At 67.3% G+C, this 16,612-nt stretch carries 20 protein-coding genes; 10 read left to right on the top strand and 10 right to left on the bottom strand.

The genetic code is table 11. The features are described from left to right. Positions 1-93 precede the first annotated feature (93 nt). Entirely contained in the window at positions 94-507 is a 414-nt protein-coding gene (locus MC45_RS06635; RefSeq protein ID WP_038661039.1) for an Hpt domain-containing protein, read from the top strand. A gap of 125 nt (positions 508-632) precedes the next feature. Here the strand turns inward: MC45_RS06635 and MC45_RS06630 are convergent, their stop codons facing one another. Together MC45_RS06630 and MC45_RS19240 are read right to left on the bottom strand one after the other, a co-directional pair. Further along, positions 633-2,210: a glycosyltransferase gene (locus MC45_RS06630; protein ID WP_081974360.1), complete on the bottom strand. Its 1,578-nt coding sequence runs from the start codon at positions 2,208-2,210 to the stop codon at positions 633-635. A gap of 103 nt (positions 2,211-2,313) precedes the next feature. Continuing rightward, positions 2,314-2,604: a hypothetical protein gene (locus tag MC45_RS19240; protein ID WP_156143788.1), complete on the bottom strand. Its 291-nt coding sequence runs from the start codon at positions 2,602-2,604 to the stop codon at positions 2,314-2,316. Between the two features lie 57 nt (positions 2,605-2,661). On the opposite strand from MC45_RS19240, the gene MC45_RS06625 reads away from it, so the two are divergent. Together MC45_RS06625 and MC45_RS06620 are read left to right on the top strand one after the other, a co-directional pair. Continuing rightward, positions 2,662-3,309, top strand: a complete 648-nt coding sequence (locus MC45_RS06625; RefSeq protein WP_038661033.1) for a peptidylprolyl isomerase — start codon at positions 2,662-2,664, stop codon at positions 3,307-3,309. A 71-nt stretch (positions 3,310-3,380) separates the two neighbouring features. Continuing rightward, positions 3,381-3,779 (top strand): glycine zipper 2TM domain-containing protein, encoded by a 399-nt coding sequence (locus MC45_RS06620; RefSeq protein ID WP_038661030.1) that lies wholly within the window; start codon positions 3,381-3,383, stop codon positions 3,777-3,779. 51 nt (positions 3,780-3,830) lie between these two features. On the opposite strand, the gene bfr is transcribed toward MC45_RS06620, so the two are convergent. The 3 genes from bfr to purL form a co-directional block, all read right to left on the bottom strand. Further along, positions 3,831-4,346 (bottom strand): bacterioferritin, encoded by a 516-nt coding sequence (gene bfr / locus MC45_RS06615; protein WP_052075790.1) that lies wholly within the window; start codon positions 4,344-4,346, stop codon positions 3,831-3,833. A 109-nt stretch (positions 4,347-4,455) separates the two neighbouring features. Then, a complete protein-coding gene (locus tag MC45_RS19780; protein WP_081974359.1) occupies positions 4,456-4,626 on the bottom strand; it encodes a (2Fe-2S)-binding protein in 171 nt (56 codons plus the stop codon). 263 nt (positions 4,627-4,889) lie between these two features. Further along, the gene (gene purL, locus MC45_RS06610; protein ID WP_038661024.1) at positions 4,890-7,109 is read right to left on the bottom strand and encodes a phosphoribosylformylglycinamidine synthase subunit PurL; all 2,220 of its coding nucleotides are present in this window, start codon (positions 7,107-7,109) and stop codon (positions 4,890-4,892) included. A 104-nt stretch (positions 7,110-7,213) separates the two neighbouring features. Here purL and MC45_RS06605 point away from each other — a divergent pair, with 104 nt between their 5' ends. Continuing rightward, on the top strand, positions 7,214-7,528 hold the full coding sequence (locus MC45_RS06605; protein WP_245640860.1) for a polyhydroxyalkanoic acid system family protein: 315 nt from the start codon (positions 7,214-7,216) through the stop codon (positions 7,526-7,528). Between the two features lie 237 nt (positions 7,529-7,765). Here the strand turns inward: MC45_RS06605 and fghA are convergent, their stop codons facing one another. Genes fghA through MC45_RS06590 form a run of 3 tightly spaced genes read right to left on the bottom strand, consistent with a single transcriptional unit; the run spans position 7,766 to position 10,128 of the window. After that, the gene (fghA, locus tag MC45_RS06600; protein ID WP_038661018.1) at positions 7,766-8,602 is read right to left on the bottom strand and encodes an S-formylglutathione hydrolase; all 837 of its coding nucleotides are present in this window, start codon (positions 8,600-8,602) and stop codon (positions 7,766-7,768) included. 3 nt (positions 8,603-8,605) lie between these two features. After that, positions 8,606-8,989 carry a VOC family protein gene (locus tag MC45_RS06595; protein ID WP_038661015.1) on the bottom strand — a complete coding sequence of 128 codons (384 nt, stop codon included), beginning with the start codon at positions 8,987-8,989 and terminating at the stop codon, positions 8,606-8,608. Between the two features lie 32 nt (positions 8,990-9,021). Continuing rightward, entirely contained in the window at positions 9,022-10,128 is a 1,107-nt protein-coding gene (locus tag MC45_RS06590; RefSeq protein ID WP_038661011.1) for an S-(hydroxymethyl)glutathione dehydrogenase/class III alcohol dehydrogenase, read from the bottom strand. Between the two features lie 135 nt (positions 10,129-10,263). On the opposite strand from MC45_RS06590, the gene MC45_RS06585 reads away from it, so the two are divergent. The 4 genes from MC45_RS06585 to MC45_RS06570 are packed head-to-tail and all read left to right on the top strand — an operon-like array spanning position 10,264 to position 13,287. Then, the gene (locus MC45_RS06585; RefSeq protein WP_038661008.1) at positions 10,264-10,923 is read left to right on the top strand and encodes a PepSY-associated TM helix domain-containing protein; all 660 of its coding nucleotides are present in this window, start codon (positions 10,264-10,266) and stop codon (positions 10,921-10,923) included. A 54-nt stretch (positions 10,924-10,977) separates the two neighbouring features. After that, positions 10,978-11,457 carry a DUF2271 domain-containing protein gene (locus tag MC45_RS06580; RefSeq protein ID WP_038661005.1) on the top strand — a complete coding sequence of 160 codons (480 nt, stop codon included), beginning with the start codon at positions 10,978-10,980 and terminating at the stop codon, positions 11,455-11,457. 14 nt (positions 11,458-11,471) lie between these two features. Beyond that, complete coding sequence (locus MC45_RS06575) at positions 11,472-12,311, top strand: DUF4198 domain-containing protein (protein WP_038661003.1); 840 nt, start codon at positions 11,472-11,474, stop codon at positions 12,309-12,311. A 10-nt stretch (positions 12,312-12,321) separates the two neighbouring features. Then, complete coding sequence (locus tag MC45_RS06570; RefSeq protein WP_425423996.1) at positions 12,322-13,287, top strand: FAD:protein FMN transferase; 966 nt, start codon at positions 12,322-12,324, stop codon at positions 13,285-13,287. Positions 13,288-13,577: 290 nt separating this feature from the next. On the opposite strand, the gene MC45_RS06565 is transcribed toward MC45_RS06570, so the two are convergent. Together MC45_RS06565 and MC45_RS06560 are read right to left on the bottom strand one after the other, a co-directional pair. Further along, on the bottom strand, positions 13,578-14,222 hold the full coding sequence (locus MC45_RS06565; protein WP_038661000.1) for a histidine phosphotransferase family protein: 645 nt from the start codon (positions 14,220-14,222) through the stop codon (positions 13,578-13,580). Continuing rightward, positions 14,223-14,681, bottom strand: a complete 459-nt coding sequence (locus MC45_RS06560) for a M67 family metallopeptidase (RefSeq protein WP_052075545.1) — start codon at positions 14,679-14,681, stop codon at positions 14,223-14,225. Positions 14,682-14,698: 17 nt separating this feature from the next. Here MC45_RS06560 and MC45_RS06555 point away from each other — a divergent pair, with 17 nt between their 5' ends. Together MC45_RS06555 and rpoH are read left to right on the top strand one after the other, a co-directional pair. Beyond that, on the top strand, positions 14,699-15,646 hold the full coding sequence (locus MC45_RS06555; RefSeq protein WP_038660998.1) for an RluA family pseudouridine synthase: 948 nt from the start codon (positions 14,699-14,701) through the stop codon (positions 15,644-15,646). Between the two features lie 62 nt (positions 15,647-15,708). Then, positions 15,709-16,611, top strand: coding sequence for an RNA polymerase sigma factor RpoH (rpoH, locus tag MC45_RS06550; RefSeq protein ID WP_038660996.1), 903 nt, complete (start codon positions 15,709-15,711; stop codon positions 16,609-16,611). The last annotated feature ends 1 nt before the right edge of the window (position 16,612 follow it).

The raw sequence follows: 16,612 nt of genomic DNA, 5'->3' as shown, positions 1-16,612 counted from the left end.
GCGGAAAGACTTGGCAACGTCGTGTTTACCGCTTGGGCTTAGGATCGCCGGCGAACCGATGTGGGATGTCCCCACGGCCGAGGGGAGAAGGCAGTGTCGTTCGCAGGCAGCACGTTGGTGGACTGGGCCGTGTTCGCGCAGGCGCGCAGCGACCTCGGCGCCGGTTTCGTGCGCATCCTCGGCTATTTTCGCGAAGACGGCGTCAAGTCGGTGGTCGCGATCGAACAGGCGATGCGCACCAGCAGCGCCGCGGCGATCGTCATCCCCGCCCATACGCTGAAGGGCGAGGCGCGCCAGTTCGGTGCGGAGCCGCTGGCGACGCTGGCCGAATCGATCGAGGAACTCGCCCGCGGCTGTGTCGAGCGGCAGGACACCTGCGAGGAGGCGCTGGAGCTGGTCGTGCAACTGCGGCCGCTGTTCTTCGAAACGCTCGGCCTGCTCGAACGCGAAGCCAATCCGCTCGTCCCGCGCCGGCCGGTGCCGGGGGGCTTCGGGCGCAAGATCTAAGGCGGGATCGACCCTCACTGGCGCCGCGGCTCCTGGGCTCCTTCGTCCGCAGGAGCACCGCGCTTTCTCAGAAGTCTTGATCAAGCCCCGGGTGACGAAAGAGCGAACTTCAACGACCAAGGCCGTTAGGCCAAGCCGTTGATACCGGCGACGGCACCCGCGAATATCGTCGGCAGGCCATGCTCGACATACAGCGCGCGGGCATAATCGAGCATGACGTCGTGGCGATAGGCGGTCATGTCGTTGCCGAAAGCGATCACCGCATAATGTTCGGCCAGCGCTGCCAGCAATCCCTGCTGGTCGGCGGGATCGAGGCATTGGATCTCGAAGTGGATCACCTGCGGCCGGGCACCTTGCACGAGGATGTCGTCGATGATCTCGCGGTCCATGCCTTCGGCATCGACGACGAGGATGTCGGGGGCTCGCCCGCCCGCCTCGGCAAGCATCATCGGGTGATCGATGACCGGCACGGGGATGCGATCGATGCAGCGGTGGATCCGCTCGGTCGTCGCCGCGTCGATCGTCTTGCCGCCAAGGGCTTTGCGGTCGTCGTAGACCGAAGAGATACCAAGCACCCAGTCGGGAAGGGCGAGCGCGACGGCGCGGGCCGGATCGATCGCGTTCAGGATCAATGTGCCGGCGCGCGTGCCATAAGCGACGGGAAGCAGGCGGCTGTTGCAATTGCCGGCATAGGCCTGTTTCAGCATCGCGAAGAGATGCGGGTTGGGCTCGAGCAACACCGCCGGCGGGTCGTAATTGACCAATGCCGGGCGCAGCGGGTCGACCAGCGTGCCGTCGGCGGCGCCGATCTGCCACACCATGCGATCCGCATCCTGCGACAACAGCCAATCGACCACCTTGGCGAATTCGAAGGCAGGCCGATCATGGGGTCTAATCGCCAGATCCGGGAACAGCGCGGGGCCGACCTGCAGCGTCTTTTCCCGGATGTCGCGGATCGTGTCGATCATTGCGGCGGCATCCTGCGCCCATGGTCCGTCGAGGCGCGCGACGATGGCGGCGGTCTCGGCGATATCACCCTTGCCGAGCAGCTTTAGCGCGATGTCCTGCTTCGCGGCAGGTGTCAGCCACGATCCGCCCCAGATATGGACACCAAACGTCTGATCGAGGTCGCGCATCCGGGTCGCCGCCAGCGGCTCGTCGTAGAGATAGGGATAGAAAGCCGCGGGCGGCAGCCGCCGGTGCGGGTGCCGTTGCAGCGCCGCGCCGAACAGCCACGGTCCAGTGGAGACGTTGGGACGCGTCTCGTCGATCGGGCTTTGCAGGATATGGTTGGTCAGTTCCAGAAATAGCGGATGGCCGGGCGGCGTGGCGATGAAGCCGATCGAGCAGTAATCGGTGGCCTCGGTCTCGTTGCAGACCGTAAGCCGGCTCGTCATGTCATCGACGGCGAACGGCAGATGCGGCCTGATGTCGCAGTCGAGATAGATGCCCCCCTCCGCGTGGAGAATCTCGTAGCGGGCGAGGTCGGCCCGGGTGGCGTGGCTTGTGAACTCCTGGAGGCGATCGCGGCTGAGCGGCAGTCGATCGATGTCCGCATCCGTCCAAGTGACGAACCGGCATTGCGGAAACTGACGCTGCCACGCCCGCCAATATTGCTCGTACCGCTCGGGAATCGTCGCATCGCCGAACCAGATGCGATGGAAGGTCGTCACTAAGGCATTGCGGCGGCTGGAACAGGTCATCGTGCGTCATGTCTCCCCGGCGGACATCCGCAGCGTGGGCATGCCGTCCAGGGATATTGTAGACGTGGGGGAAGGTCGGCGTTTGCCGCGATGGAAGATTGGATCAGGGAAACCGCGGGGGAGAGTCCGTCAGCCGGTACACTCGATCCCCCGCGTCCCGAAACGTGCCGGTGCCGGCTTTTACCGGCTGGCTCCGCTCCGTATATTTCGTTGACGGCGCGTTCTGGGCAAGGATCGAATAGCGCAGTCCGCGGCCAAAAAAAAGGCCGGTCTTGCGACCGGCCGAAAAGTTTTTAGGAGAGGATGCCTGAAAGGCACGGTCTTTGTGCATCGCAGCAAGGATCGGTGCAATTGCAAAAGGCGCAATCACGCTTTCGTTAATGACAATCGTCATGCCGTCACGGCGACCGCGGCGGTTGTGCCCGCGTCGGGATCGGCATAGCGGAGTGGCATGCGTCTGCCCTTGATCCTGCTTGCTACCATCGCTCTGTCCAGCGCCACGCCGGCGGCGGCACCGCGCGAGCCCGCCATCGTCCGGGTGCGCCTCGACACGCCTTATGGTCCGATCGTGCTGGCGCTGGATGCGCGCCATGCGCCGCGGACGGTCGCCAATTTCATGGGCTATGTCGATGACGGGCGGTTCGACGGGATGAGCTTCTACCGGTCCGCTCGCAATCGCAGCGCGCCGACCTATGGCTTCATCCAGGGCGGTATCCGCACCGATGCGCGGCGCATCCTGCCGTCGTTCCCGCTGGAGACGACGGCGATGACGGGGCTGCGCCACGTCGACGGCACGATTTCGATGGCGCGGCGTGCCGAGGCCGGGTCGGCGGGCGGCAATTTCTTCATCACCGTCGGCGCGATGCCGAGCATGGACGCCAAGGGCGACTATCCCGGCTATGCGGCCTTCGGTCATGTCGTGTCGGGCATGCCGGTGGTGAAGCGTATCCTGGCGCTGCCGACCGGGGGCGGGATGGGCGGACAGCTGCTGCTGAAGCCGATCCGGCTGGTCGCCGCACGCCGGCTGACCGGCACGCCGCACCCCACGGGACTGGTCAAGCCGTGGCTGGTGAAGACCACGGACCGCAAAGCGAATTGAGCCATATCAAGGGGCTGGTGCAACCATTGCCCGCCGGCCCGGTTATCACGCTATCTTTCAGGAGAGCAGCGATGAAGACCGGATTTCTAGCCGTACTGGCGACCGTGGCGATGGTATCGCCGATCGCCATGGAGCCGGCCTCCGCGCAGCGCGGTGATCGGTATCAGGATCAGCGGCGCGACAATCGCTGGCAGGGCGACAATGACGGCAATTGGGACCCCGCCAATTCCTATCGCGACGGCCGCTATCGCGAGCGCCGCCTCGGCCGCGACGACCGGATCTATCGCGGCCGCGACGGCCGCGCCTATTGCAAGCGCAACGACGGCACGACGGGCCTAGTGGTCGGTGCGGTCGGCGGCGGCGTGCTCGGCAACCTCGTCGGCGGCGGCACGCTGGGCACGCTGCTCGGCGCGGGCGGCGGCGCGTTGCTGGGCCGGTCGGTCGATCGCGGCAAGGTCAAGTGCCGCTAAGCTGAACGTTCGACGGCCCCGCGATCACGCGGGGCCGTTTTGCATTGGGGATCAGCCGTTGAGATGCGGCGCAGCGCCGGCTTTCGGCGAATCATGCTCGCTGATCGAGTTGAGCTGCACGTAATTGTGGATACCCATCCGCTCGATCATCTCGAACTGGCGCTCGAGCGTGTCGACATGTTCTTCCTCGCTGGCGAGGATCCGCGTGAACAGGTCGCGGCTGATGAAGTCCTTGACCTCCTCGCAATAAGCGATCGCGCCCTTGAGCTGGACGACGGCCTCTTCCTCCATCGCGAGATCGGCGCGGAGGATCTCCTCCACCGTCTCGCCGATGCGCAGCCGGCCGAGCAGCTGGAAATTGGGCAGGCCGTCGAGGAAGAGGATGCGCTCCGACAGCCAGTCGGCGTGCTTCATCTCGTCGATCGATTCCATCCGCTCATACTGGGCGAGCTTGTAGACGCCCCAATGGTCGAGGACGCGATAGTGCAGCCAATATTGGTTGATCGCGGTCAGCTCGTTCTTGAGCGCTTCGTTGAGATATTCGATGACCCGCGGGTCGCCCTTGATCGCCATATGTCCACCCTAGATTGTCCGTGTTGCGGACGATCTAGGCTTCGGAAGGGTAGTGCTGCAAGCAAAAAACCGCAGAAATCTGCCGTTTTTTACGTTGCGAACGTCAGGCAGCAGCGCGTTCGGTGTCGATAATGGCTCTCGCTACCACGACGCACTGGCCGCATTTCGCCCGGCAGCCAAGCGATTGATAGGCCTGGCAGGCCGTCTGGCAGCCGCTGCGCGCGGCGGCACGGACCTGGGATTCTCGTATGGCATTGCAAACGCAGACAACCATGGATGCTCCTCGCTTCGCCGCCTGTATGCGGATACTGCGAGACGTTCGCAAGTGGATTTGCGACTAATTCGCAGTCGCTGACGCACGGTTCGTCGCAACTGCGAAAATCCTCCCCCGTCAGGGGGAAGGGGGACCGTTCGGCGTTAGCCGAATGGTGGAGGGGGAGGACAGGTGGGAGCTCCATAACGGAACGCCCACCTGTCCTCCCCCTCCGTCACGCCTTCGGCGCGCCACCTCCCCCTGGCGGGGGAGGAACCGGAACCTCAAGCCAGCGCCGAGTCGGTACCCATCAGTTTCGGGAAGAAGCCCTCGTGGGCGCTGCGCAGCGCCTCGATCGTGGCGACGTCGTCGCGGTCGGGGCGTTCGAAGATGAGGCGCTTGCCGCCGGTGCGGCCGAGCGGTTCGGCTTCGACGCCGGCGGCGTGCGCGGCGCCGAGGAAGTCGAGCAAAGCATGGTCGTGGACGGTGACGACGTAGACGCCCTGATCCTCGGCGAAGAAGGCGCGGGCGCAGTCGAACGGCTGCTTGCGGTCGATCATCGCGCCGATGTTGCCGGCAAGCGCCATCTCGGCGAGCGTCACCGCGATGCCACCGTCGGAGACGTCGTGGACGGCGGAGAGCTGGCCATCCCGGATCGCGGTGCGGATCAGGTCGCCGGTCTTGCGCTCGGCATCGAGGTCGACGGGCGGCGGCGGGCCTTCCTCGCGGCCGTGGCATTCGCGCAAATAGAGCGACTGGCCGAGATGGCCGCCGCGCTTGCCGACGGTCAGGATGATGTCGCCGGTGCCCTTGAAGGCGATCGTCGCGTTCTTGGTCCAGTCCTTGAGCAGGCCGACGCCGCCGATCGCCGGGGTCGGCAGGATCGCGCTGCCGCCGCCGGTCGCCTTCGATTCGTTGTAGAGGCTGACGTTGCCCGAGACGATCGGGAAGTCGAGCGCGCGGCACGCCTGCGCCATGCCGTCGAGACAGCCGACGATCTGGCCCATGATCTCCGGGCGCTGCGGATTGGCGAAGTTGAGGCAGTTGGTGATCGCGAGCGGCGTCGCGCCGACCGCGGTGAGGTTGCGCCACGCCTCGGCGACCGCCTGCTTGCCGCCCTCGACCGGGTCGGCGAAGCAATAGCGCGGGGTGCAGTCGGTGGTGATCGCCAGCGCCTTGTCGGTGCCGTGGACGCGGACGACGGCGGAGTCGCCGCCGGGGGCCTGCACCGTGTCGGCGCCGACCATGTGATCGTATTGCTCCCAGATCCAGCGGCGGCTGGCGACGTCGGGCGAGCCCATCAGCGTCAGCAGGTCGGCGGCGATGTCCTTGCTTTCCGGCACGTTGGCGAGCGGCGCGGGCTTGGGCGTCGGGACGTGCGGACGATCGTAGAGCGGCGCCTCGTCGGCGAGCGGGCCGAGCGGGATGTCGCAGACGGTCTCGCCCTTGAAGGTCAGCACCATGCGGCCGGTGTCGGTGACGCGACCGATGACCGCGAAGTCGAGCTCCCATTTGCGGAAGATCGTCTCCGCCTCGGCCTCGCGGCCGGGCTTGAGGACCATCAGCATGCGCTCCTGCGATTCGGAGAGCATCATCTCGTACGGCGTCATGCCGGTTTCGCGCTGGGGGACGTCGTCCATCACCAGCTCGATGCCGACGCCGCCCTTCGACGCCATCTCGACCGAGGAGGAGGTGAGGCCGGCGGCGCCCATGTCCTGGATCGCGACGATCACGTCGGTCGCCATCAGTTCGAGGCACGCCTCGATCAGCAGCTTTTCGGTGAAGGGATCGCCGACCTGTACGGTCGGGCGCTTGGCGTCGGCGTCCTCGCCGAAATCGGCCGACGCCATCGTCGCGCCGTGGATGCCGTCGCGGCCGGTCTTGCTGCCGACGTAGACGATCGGATTGCCGATGCCGCTGGCGGCCGAATAGAAGATCTTGTCCTGATCGGCGACGCCGACGGTCATCGCGTTGACGAGGATGTTGCCGTCATAGGCGGGGTGGAAATTGACCTCGCCGCCGACCGTCGGGACGCCGACGCAATTGCCGTAGCCGCCGATGCCGTGGACGACGCCGGCGATGAGGTGGCGCATCTTGGGGTGCGTCGGCGAGCCGAAGCGCAGCGCGTTCATATTGGCGACCGGGCGCGCGCCCATCGTGAAGACGTCGCGCAGGATGCCGCCGACGCCGGTCGCCGCGCCTTGATAGGGCTCGATATACGAGGGGTGGTTATGGCTCTCCATCTTGAAGATCGCGGCCTGGCCGTCGCCGATGTCGATCACGCCGGCATTCTCGCCGGGGCCGCAGATCACCTGCGGGCCTTCGGTGGGGAGCTTCTTGAGGTGGATGCGGCTCGACTTGTAGCTGCAATGCTCGGACCACATTACCGAGAAGATGCCGAGCTCGACGAGATTGGGCTCGCGGCCCAGCGCGTGCAGGACGCGCTCATATTCTTCCGTGGACAGGCCGTGGTCGGCGACGATCTGGGGCGTGATCTCGGTCATGCGCGGGGCCTTAGCGGGGCGGGGCGGGTTCGTCACCTGTGGTGATCGGTTGACGCTGTACGACAGACACGGGCAGGGCGCGCGGCACTAGATTTCTGGAGACGATGATGGCCGCGATTCCGTTCGACATTCCCCACAGCCTCGGTCGCGCGGAGGCGCGGCGGCGGATCGACGCGGGGCTGCCGAAACTGGCGCAGCATATTCCCGGCGGCGGCACGGTCGATGCCGAATGGACCGGGCCGGATGCGCTCGCGCTGGCGATCGTCGCGATGGGACAGAAGGTCGCGGTCGACATGGCGGTGGGCGAGGGCAACGTCAGCGGTACGGTGAAGGTGCCGATGATGCTGGCGATGATGTCCGGCCCGATCGCCGAATTCGTGAAGACGAGTGCGGAGAAGATGCTGGCGAAGGGGGCATAGCGGGAGGTTCGCCTTGCCCTCGCCAGTTCAAGACCTCCGCGAAAGTCGACCCGGCCATGGTTGCTGTGCAGTGTTCCTGCGAACGCAGGAACCCAGGGCCAAGCAGAGCAACGGTTGACGGCGTTCCGGACTCCTGGGCTCCTGCGTTCGCAGGAGCACTGGTGGGGTTTCGCAGAGGTTTCGATCAAGTCCGGGGGGATGAAGGAGGTTTGTCCAGTATAACGGCGTTCCCGGTTGCTACCGCAGCCGCTCGGCGTGCCACGCGAGGTGGTCGGCCATGAAGGTCGAGATGAAATAATAGCTGTGGTCGTAGCCCGGCTGCATGCGCAGCGTCAGGTCGATGCCCGCCGCTTCACATGCCGTCGCCAGCAGGTGCGGCTTGAGCTGTTCCTCGAGGAACTGATCGGCATCGCCCTGATCGACGAGCATCGCGGGCACGCGCGCACCGTCCTCGATCAGCGCGACCGCATCGTGGCGGCGCCACGATGCGCGATCATCGCCGAGATAGCCACCGAGCGCCTTCTCGCCCCACGGCACTTGGCTCGGCGCGACGATCGGCGCGAAGGCGGAGATCGCCCTGAACCGCTCGGGCAAGGTCAGGCCGATGGTCAGCGCGCCGTGGCCGCCCATCGAATGGCCCATGATCGACTGGCGATCCATGTCGGCAGGGAAATGCGTGGCGACCAGCGCCGGCAGTTCCTCGGTGACATAGGACCACATGCCGAAATGCGGCGCCCACGGTGCCTGCGTCGCATCGACGTAGAAGCCCGCGCCCTGACCCATGTCATAGGCGGGATCGTCCGCGACGCCCTCGCCGCGCGGCGAGGTGTCGGGGGCGACGAAGATGAGCCCGAGTTCGGCGCAGGCGCGGCGGTATTCACCCTTGTCGGTGACGTTGGCATGGGTGCAGGTCAGTCCCGACAGATACCAGACGACCGGCAGCCTCTGCCCTTCTTTATGCGGCGGTACGTAGACCGAAACGGTCATCGGCGTGCCGGTCGCGGTCGAGTCGTGGCGGTAGACTCCCTGCGTGCCGCCGTAGGCTTTGGCGGTCGAGACGGTTTCGAACGTCATCGCTCAGGCCGCCATGCGATGCGCGGCGCACACCTTGTTGCCGGCGGGATCGCGCAGATAGGCGAGATAGAGCTTGCCGAAGGGCGATTCGCGCGGGCCGGGCGCATCCTCGATCGCGGTGCCGCCGTTGGCGAGGCCGGCGGCATGCCATGCCTCGACCGCCTCGGGTGAGCCGGCGGCGAAGCCGATCGTGCCGCCATTGGCGTGGCAGGCGGGCTCGCCGTTGATCGGCTTACTCAGCAGCAGCCGGCCGCCGGCATGCATATAGGCGGTACGGCCCTTGGGATCGCTGATCCCGGCAGGCACGCCGAGTGCGCCGAGCGCTGCGTCGTAGAAGGCTTTCGAGGCAGCCATATCGTCGGTGCCGAGCATGACGTGGGAAAACATCTGGTTTGTCCTTGTAGCGCCGAATGCGCGGGTCAGTAGATCACGACGCTGCGGATGCTTTCGCCGGCGTGCATCAGGTCGAAGCCCTTGTTGATCTCGTCGAGCGTCAGGCGATGCGTGATCATCGGATCGATCTGGATCATCCCGTCCATATACCAGTCGACGATCTTCGGCGTATCGGTCCGCCCGCGCGCGCCGCCGAAGGCGGTGCCGCGCCAGTTGCGCCCGGTGACGAGCTGGAACGGCCGCGTGCTGATCTCCTTGCCCGCCTCGGCCACGCCGATGACGATCGACGTGCCCCAGCCGCGGTGGCAGCATTCGAGCGCCTGGCGCATCACGTCGGTGTTGCCGGTCGCATCGAAGCTGTAATCGGCGCCACCGTCGGTGAGCTGGACGATATGCGCGACGATGTCGCCGACGTCGCGCGGGTTGGCGAAATGGGTCATGCCGAAGCGGCGGCCCCAGTCCTCGCGGTCGGGGTTGATGTCGACGCCGACGATCATCTTCGCGCCGGCGAGCTTCGCGCCCTGGATGACGTTGAGGCCGATGCCGCCGAGGCCGAAGACGACGACGGTGTCGCCCGGCTGCACCTTGGCGGTGTGGACGACCGCGCCCACCCCGGTGGTGACGCCGCAGCCGACGTAGCAGCTCGTGTCGAACGGCGCGTCGGGGCGGATCTTCGCGACCGCGATCTCGGGCAGCACGGTGAAGTTCGAGAAGGTCGAGCAGCCCATGTAATGGAAGATCGGCTGGCCCTTGTAGCTGAACCGGGTGGTGCCGTCGGGCATCAGCCCCTTGCCCTGCGTCGCGCGGATCGCGGTGCACAGATTGGTCTTCTGGCTGAGGCACGACTTACACTGGCGGCATTCGGGCGTGTAGAGCGGGATGACGTGATCGCCGACCGCGACGCTGGTCACGCCCGCACCGACCTCGCGGACGATGCCGGCGCCCTCGTGGCCGAGCACGCTGGGGAACAGCCCCTCGCTGTCGAGCCCGTCGAGCGTATAGGCGTCGGTGTGGCAGATGCCGGTCGCCATGATCTCGACCAGCACTTCGCCGGGCTTCGGCCCTTCGAGGTCGAGTTCGACGATCTCGAGCGGCTTTTTGGCTTCGAAGGCGACGGCGGCGCGGGTCTTCATGGGGCAGGCTCCGGTAAGGCGTGCGCGGCGGTTACCGCCTGTCGGTAGGGCAGGGCAAGCACAGGGTGGGCCATGCGGATGATACTCATTCGCAAGACGGTTGAAATATGTGGCTTTGCCCGCTAGCCGGGAGCGGTGAGCACCGTCCGATCCGTTTCCGCCGCTCCGGCACGTCAGGCCAAGCGCAAATGGCGCGGCTGGTGGCTCAAGCAATTGCACAGCTGGCACTGGATGAGTGCGGCGGTGTCGCTGGTCGGCATGCTGCTGTTTGCGGCGACCGGGATCACGCTCAACCACGCCGCGTCGATCGGCGCGACGCCGGTGGTGACCGACCGGGCGGGGACGCTGCCGCCGCCGCTCCTGCGCGACCTCAAGGCACCGGCACCGGCGGCGGCCGATGCGGCCTTGCCGCCGCGGGTTGCGGCGGCGGTGGCGCGCGCGGTGGAGCTCGATGCGGCGGGCAAGCCGGGCGAATGGTCGGACAGCGACGTCTATGTCGCGCTGCCGCGGCCCGGCGGCGACGCCTGGGTCAGCATCGACCGGACCAACGGCAGGATCACCGCCGAAGTGACCAGTCGTGGCTGGATCGCCTATCTCAACGACCTGCACAAAGGCCGCAATGCCGGAGCAGCGTGGGGCTGGTTCCTCGACGTGTTCGCGGTCGCCTGCATCCTGTTCACGCTGACCGGACTGCTGCTGCTGCAGATGCACGGCAAGCACCGCCCGGCGACCTGGCCGATCGTGGCGCTCGGCGTGATCGTTCCGGTCGTCCTGATCCTCGTCTTCATCCACTGATGCCGTGACGCCGATACCCGACGAGAATTGATTGATTTGAAAGGGGAACGAACCATGCGCCCAACGACCTTTGCCCTGCTCGGCGGCGTGATCGCCGCGCCGGCGGGTGCCGCGACCGTCACCGTGACGATCCCCAAGCAGGACGTCGCCGAATATCACCGGCCCTATGTCGCGATCTGGCTGGAGCCCGCCGGCGGCGGCGCGGCGCGGACGGTGGCCCTGTGGTACGAGACCAAGAAGACCGGCAAGGATGCGGGCACCAAATATCTCGCCGACCTGCGCGCCTGGTGGCGCAAGGGCGGGCGGTCGATGACCGTCCCCGCCGACGGCATCAGCGGCGCGACGCGCGCACCCGGTCAATATAGCGTCAAGCTGCCCGACGGGCTGAAGCCCGGCGCCTATGTGCTTACCGTCGAGGCCGCGCGCGAGACCGGGGGGCGCGAGCTGGTGACGCTGCCGCTGACCGTCCCCAATCCCAGCGCGCGCGGATCGGGCAAGACCGAGCTCGGCGCCGTCACCGTGTCCGCCCGCTGAAAGGAGCGCATATCATGAAGCCCTTCACCGTCCGCCTGCTCGCCGCCGCGGCGCTGCTCGCCACGCCGGCGATGCTCTCCGCGCATCGCATGTGGCTGCTGCCGTCGGGCACGGTCTTTTCCGGCACCGACAGCTGGGTGACGATCGACGCCGCGGTGTCGAACGACCTGTTCTTCTTCGATCACCAGCCGCTGCGGCTCGACGGGATGAAGGTCTGGCAGCCCGACGGCACGCCGGGGCAGCTCCAGAATGGCGCGACCGGGCGCTATCGCTCGGTATTCGACGTCCAGCTCGACAAGCCGGGGACGTGGAAGGTCGGCACCGCCATGTCGGGGGTGATGGGCAGCTTCAAGGTCGACGGCGTCGAGAAGCGAGTCGGCGGTCGCGGCGGCCCGCCGCGTCCCGGCCAGCCGGCGCCGCTGACCGTCGCCGACATCCCGGCCAATGCGACCGACGTGAAGCTGACCGAGACATCGTCGCGCAACGAGGTGTTCCTGACCGCGGGCGCACCGACGACGACGGTGTTTGCGCCGACCGGCAAGGGCCTCGAATTCGCGCCGGTGACGCATCCGGACGAACTGATCGCCGGCGAGGCGGCGAAATTCCGATTTTTGATCGATGGCAAGCCGGCGGCGGGGCTCAAGGTCACCGTCATTCCCGGCGGTAAGCGCTATCGCAACGACGAAAACGCGATGACCCTGACCACCGGCGGCGATGGCGTGGTCAGCGTGACCTGGCCGGCGGCGGGCATGTATTGGCTCAACGCCACCGCGACGGACGCGAAGACCACGACGCCGCGCGCGACCGAGCGGCGGATGAGCTACGTCACGACGCTGGAAGTGCTGACGCCGTGACGGCGGCGCGGTGAGGATCGCGCTTCCCGCGGCGATCTCCGCAGCGGCGATCGCGGCGTGCGATCCGGCGGCGGTGGTGACCGATCTCGGCGGCGAGACGATGGGGACGCGGTGGAGCGTGCGCGCCGTCCTGCCGGCCGGGCTGGGCGCGAGCGCGGTGCACGCGGCGGTGGTCGCGCGGCTCGACGCTATCGTCGCGGAGATGAGCCACTGGCTGCCTACGTCGTTGCTGTCGCGCTTTAATCGCGCGGCGGCGGGGAGCGCGATGGTGCTGCCGCCCGACTTTGCGGACGTCATGGCGCGCGGGCTGGCGATCGCCGCGGCGACCGGCGGCGCGTTCGATCCGGCGATCGGACGGCTGGTCGACCTGTGGGGTTTCGGGCCGGTGCTGGTGGCGTCGGCGCCGGACGCGGCGGCGCTCGACGCGGCGCGCGCCGCCTCCGGCTGGCGGCGGCTCGGCTGGAGCGCCGGCGATCGGCGGCTGTCGCAGCCGGGCGGGGTGGCGCTCGATCTGTCGGGGATCGCCAAGGGCTTCGCGGTCGATGCGGTGGCGGCGACGCTGGCACGGCTCGGTGTCGTCCATGCCCTGGTCGAGATCGGGGGCGAACTGGTCGGGCGCGGGGTGCGGCCGGACGGCCAGCCGTGGTGGGTCGATCTGGAGGCGCCGCCGGGGATGGATGTCGCGCCGCTGCGCATCGCACTGCACGGGCTCGCGGTGGCGACCTCGGGGGATTATCGGCGCGGGGGGCATACGATCGATCCGCGGACGGGGCGGTCGACGGATAACGGCGTGGTGTCGGTGAGCGTGATCGCGGCGGATGCGCTGAGCGCGGATGCCTGGGCGACCGCGCTGACCGTGCTCGGGCCGGACGCGGGTCGCGCGCTGGCGGCCGGGCAGGGCGTCGCGGCGCGGATCGTGGTGGAGGGTGGGGACGAGACCCTGACCCCGGCGTTGGAGGCGATGCTGGCGGACTGAGCGGGATGGTTGGAGGCTGCTGAATTGTATGCCCGCGAAAACGGGCGTTCAGGTCGGCCCTACGCTTTCCCAACCCACACCGTCACCCCGGACTCGTTCCGGGGTCCACCAGGCCGCGAGAGAGCGATTTCGCCTCAAGCCTTTCTCCTCGCCACAGGGTGGACCCCGGAACGAGTCCGGGGTGACGGATCCTTTGGGGATATTGATGGAGCCTCATCGCCGTCGTGATATGTGATCGCCCTGTGTGACCGCGGACGCGCATTGGGAGGTCAGCGGCGTCCCCCTTCCGCCTACTTTCCCCGGAATACCGCGCCGAAGATCATGATCGTCTCGGTGGGTTCGCTGATCTGGATCGTGCCGCCGGCCTGCGTCACCAGGCTGTGGACGAGATAGGCGGCGGCGGTGCGCGGGGTGACGCCCTCGGGGCCTTCGCCATGGTTGAGCGCGGTGCGCAATTCGGGCGCGAGGATGATGCGCGGCCCCTCGATCTTGACGACGATCTCGAGCTGGCCGTTGTTCTCCTCGCCGCCGACGTCGAGCGTGCCGCCGCGCACCAGCGATTCGCTGGCGATCAGCGTCAGGTTGAGCATCACCTTGAGCGCCGCCTTGGGCAGCGTCTCCGCCTCGACCCACCAGTTGAAGGTGGTGCGCTTGTTGTCGATCAGCAGCCCCTCGATCGCCGCCTTCGCCTCGCGGCTGTCGACCTGCTCGCCGAAGCCGCCGGCGCCGCCGAAGGCGAGGCGGAAGAATTTGAGCTTGTTGGCCGAGGCGCGGGCACTCTCGCTGAGCAACTGGAAGACGCGTGCGCGCATCTCCTCGTCGGTCTCGTCGGTCAGCAGTTCCAGCCCGTTGTTGAGCGCGCCGACCGGCGAGAGCAGGTCATGGCACAGCCGCGAACAGAGCAGGCTGGCGAAATCGACCGGGCTGACGGACATTCAGGTTCCTCGAAAAAGCGACGACCGATGTGGCCGAGCCGGCTCCGGTGCGCAAGGGTCGTCGCCGAGCGCGACGGGATCGAACCGTCCCTCGACGGCACCGCCAGCGCCGGCACGCCAGCCGCGCAGCACGCCACCCGCGGCGATCAGCCACAAGGCGCCGTCCGGCGCGGCGCTCGCCGCGTCGCGCGGGGAGGGGCGGGGATCGCCGTTGGGGTGCGAATGATAATGGCCGACGATCGCCGGACCGCCGCTGCGCTGCGCGCGATGCGCGGCGATCAGCGCGGCGGGGTCGATCTCGAACCAGCAAGCCGGATCGGCCGCGACGTTGCGGCACGGCTGGATCGCGGTGATCGCGGTCGCGGTGCCGAACAGCAGGCCGCAGACCTCGGCTTGGGGCGTAGCGGCGGCGTCGCGCAGGATCTGTCCGACAAGATCGCTTGTAATCGCCACCGTCATGCCCACATCCCTATCCCATGGACCGGGGGGTTTCCATCATCGACGCGACGATCGCACCGGCGGCGAACGGCTGGCGGCTGGATCGCGCGCTCGCCGACGCGGTGCCGACGCTGTCGCGCGAGCGGCTCAAGGTGCTGATCGCCAGCGGCGCGGTGACCCGCGACGGGCAAATGGTCCGCGATGCCGCGAAGAAGGCGGCGGCGGGCGACACGTTCGCGGTCGCGGTGCCGGTGCCGACGCTGCCGCATAACGAAGCGCAGGATATCCCGCTCGTCGTCGCCTATGAGGACGAGCATCTCATCGTCATCGACAAGCCCGCCGGGCTGGTCGTCCATCCCGCCGCGGGCAATCTCGACGGAACCCTGGTCAACGCGCTGCTCCATCATTGCCAGGGCTCGCTGTCGGGGATCGGCGGGGTCGCGCGGCCGGGGATCGTCCATCGCATCGACAAGGACACGTCGGGGCTGATGGTCGCCGCCAAGACCGACCGTGCGCATGAGGGGCTGGCGCGCCAGTTCCACGACCACAGCATCGACCGCCGCTATCGCGCGATCGTCGGCGGCGTGCCGCGGCCGCCGGCGGGCAAGGTCGACGCACCGCTCGCGCGCTCGGCGACCAACCGCAAGAAGATCGCGATCGTCCAGGGCGGCAAGCGTGCGGTGACGCATTTTACCACGATGCAGTTGCTGCGCGACGCGGCATTGGTCGAATGCCGGCTGGAGACGGGGCGGACGCATCAGGTCCGCGTGCACATGGCCTCGATCGGCCACGCCTTGCTGGGCGACCCGGTCTATGGTAGAACAAAGGGTGCTCAAAAGGCGCTGCTCGAAACCCTCGGTTTCCGCCGTCAGGCCTTGCATGCGGCGCATCTGGGGTTCATCCATCCGGTGAAAACCACCGCTTTGGCGTTCGATAGCGTTATGCCTGCCGATATGCAGGAACTGTTCACCGAGCTTCACGTATAGGTTCGAGCCGTTCGTCGCCGCAGTGCGGGACGAATGCCTCCGCAAGAAAGGGAGATCAGATCATGGCAGCCCGCAGCAACGTCCCCGCGACGATTCCTGCCCTCGGCGGGGAGCAGAGCCTCAACCGCTACCTGTCCGAGATCAAGAAATTTCCCATCCTCGCGCCCGAGCAGGAGTTCATGCTCGCCAAGCGCTTCCAGGAGCATGGCGATACCGATGCGGCGGCGCAGCTCGTCACCTCGCATCTGCGGCTCGTCGCCAAGATCGCGATGGGCTATCGCGGCTATGGCCTGCCGACGTCGGAGCTGATCTCCGAGGGCAATATCGGCCTGATGCAGGGCGTGAAGAAGTTTGAGCCCGATCGCGGCTTCCGCCTCGCCACCTATGCGATGTGGTGGATCCGCGCGTCGATCCAGGAATATATCCTGCGCTCGTGGAGCCTGGTGAAGATGGGCACCACCGCGGCACAGAAGAAATTGTTCTTCAACCTGCGGCGGATGAAGTCGAAGCTCGATGCGTTCGAGGACGGCGACCTGCGGCCCGAGCATATCACCAAGATCGCCACCGATCTCGGCGTCGCCGAAAGCGACGTGATCAGCATGAACCGCCGCATGGCGATGGGCGGCGACACGTCGCTCAACGTCTCGATGCGCGAGGACGGCGAGGGCCAGTGGCAGGATTGGCTGCAGGACGATGCGCCGTTGCAGGACAGCGTCGTCGCCGAGGCACAGGAGGCGGACGTCCGCCACGGCATGCTCGTGTCGGCAATGGACGACCTCAACGATCGCGAGAAGCACATCCTGACCGAGCGGCGGCTGACCGACGACCCGAAGACGCTTGAAGAGCTGAGCCAGGTCTATGGCGTGTCGCGCGAGCGGGTCCGGCAGATCGAGGTGCGCGCGTTCGAGAAGCTCCAGAAGGCGATGATGCGCATCGCCGGCGAGAAGCGGCTGCTCGCGGCGTAAG

This window comes from Sphingomonas taxi (genome assembly GCF_000764535.1).
GTDB classification, from domain to species: Bacteria; Pseudomonadota; Alphaproteobacteria; order Sphingomonadales; family Sphingomonadaceae; genus Sphingomonas; species Sphingomonas taxi.
This window is presented reverse-complemented; position numbering and strand designations above follow the sequence as displayed.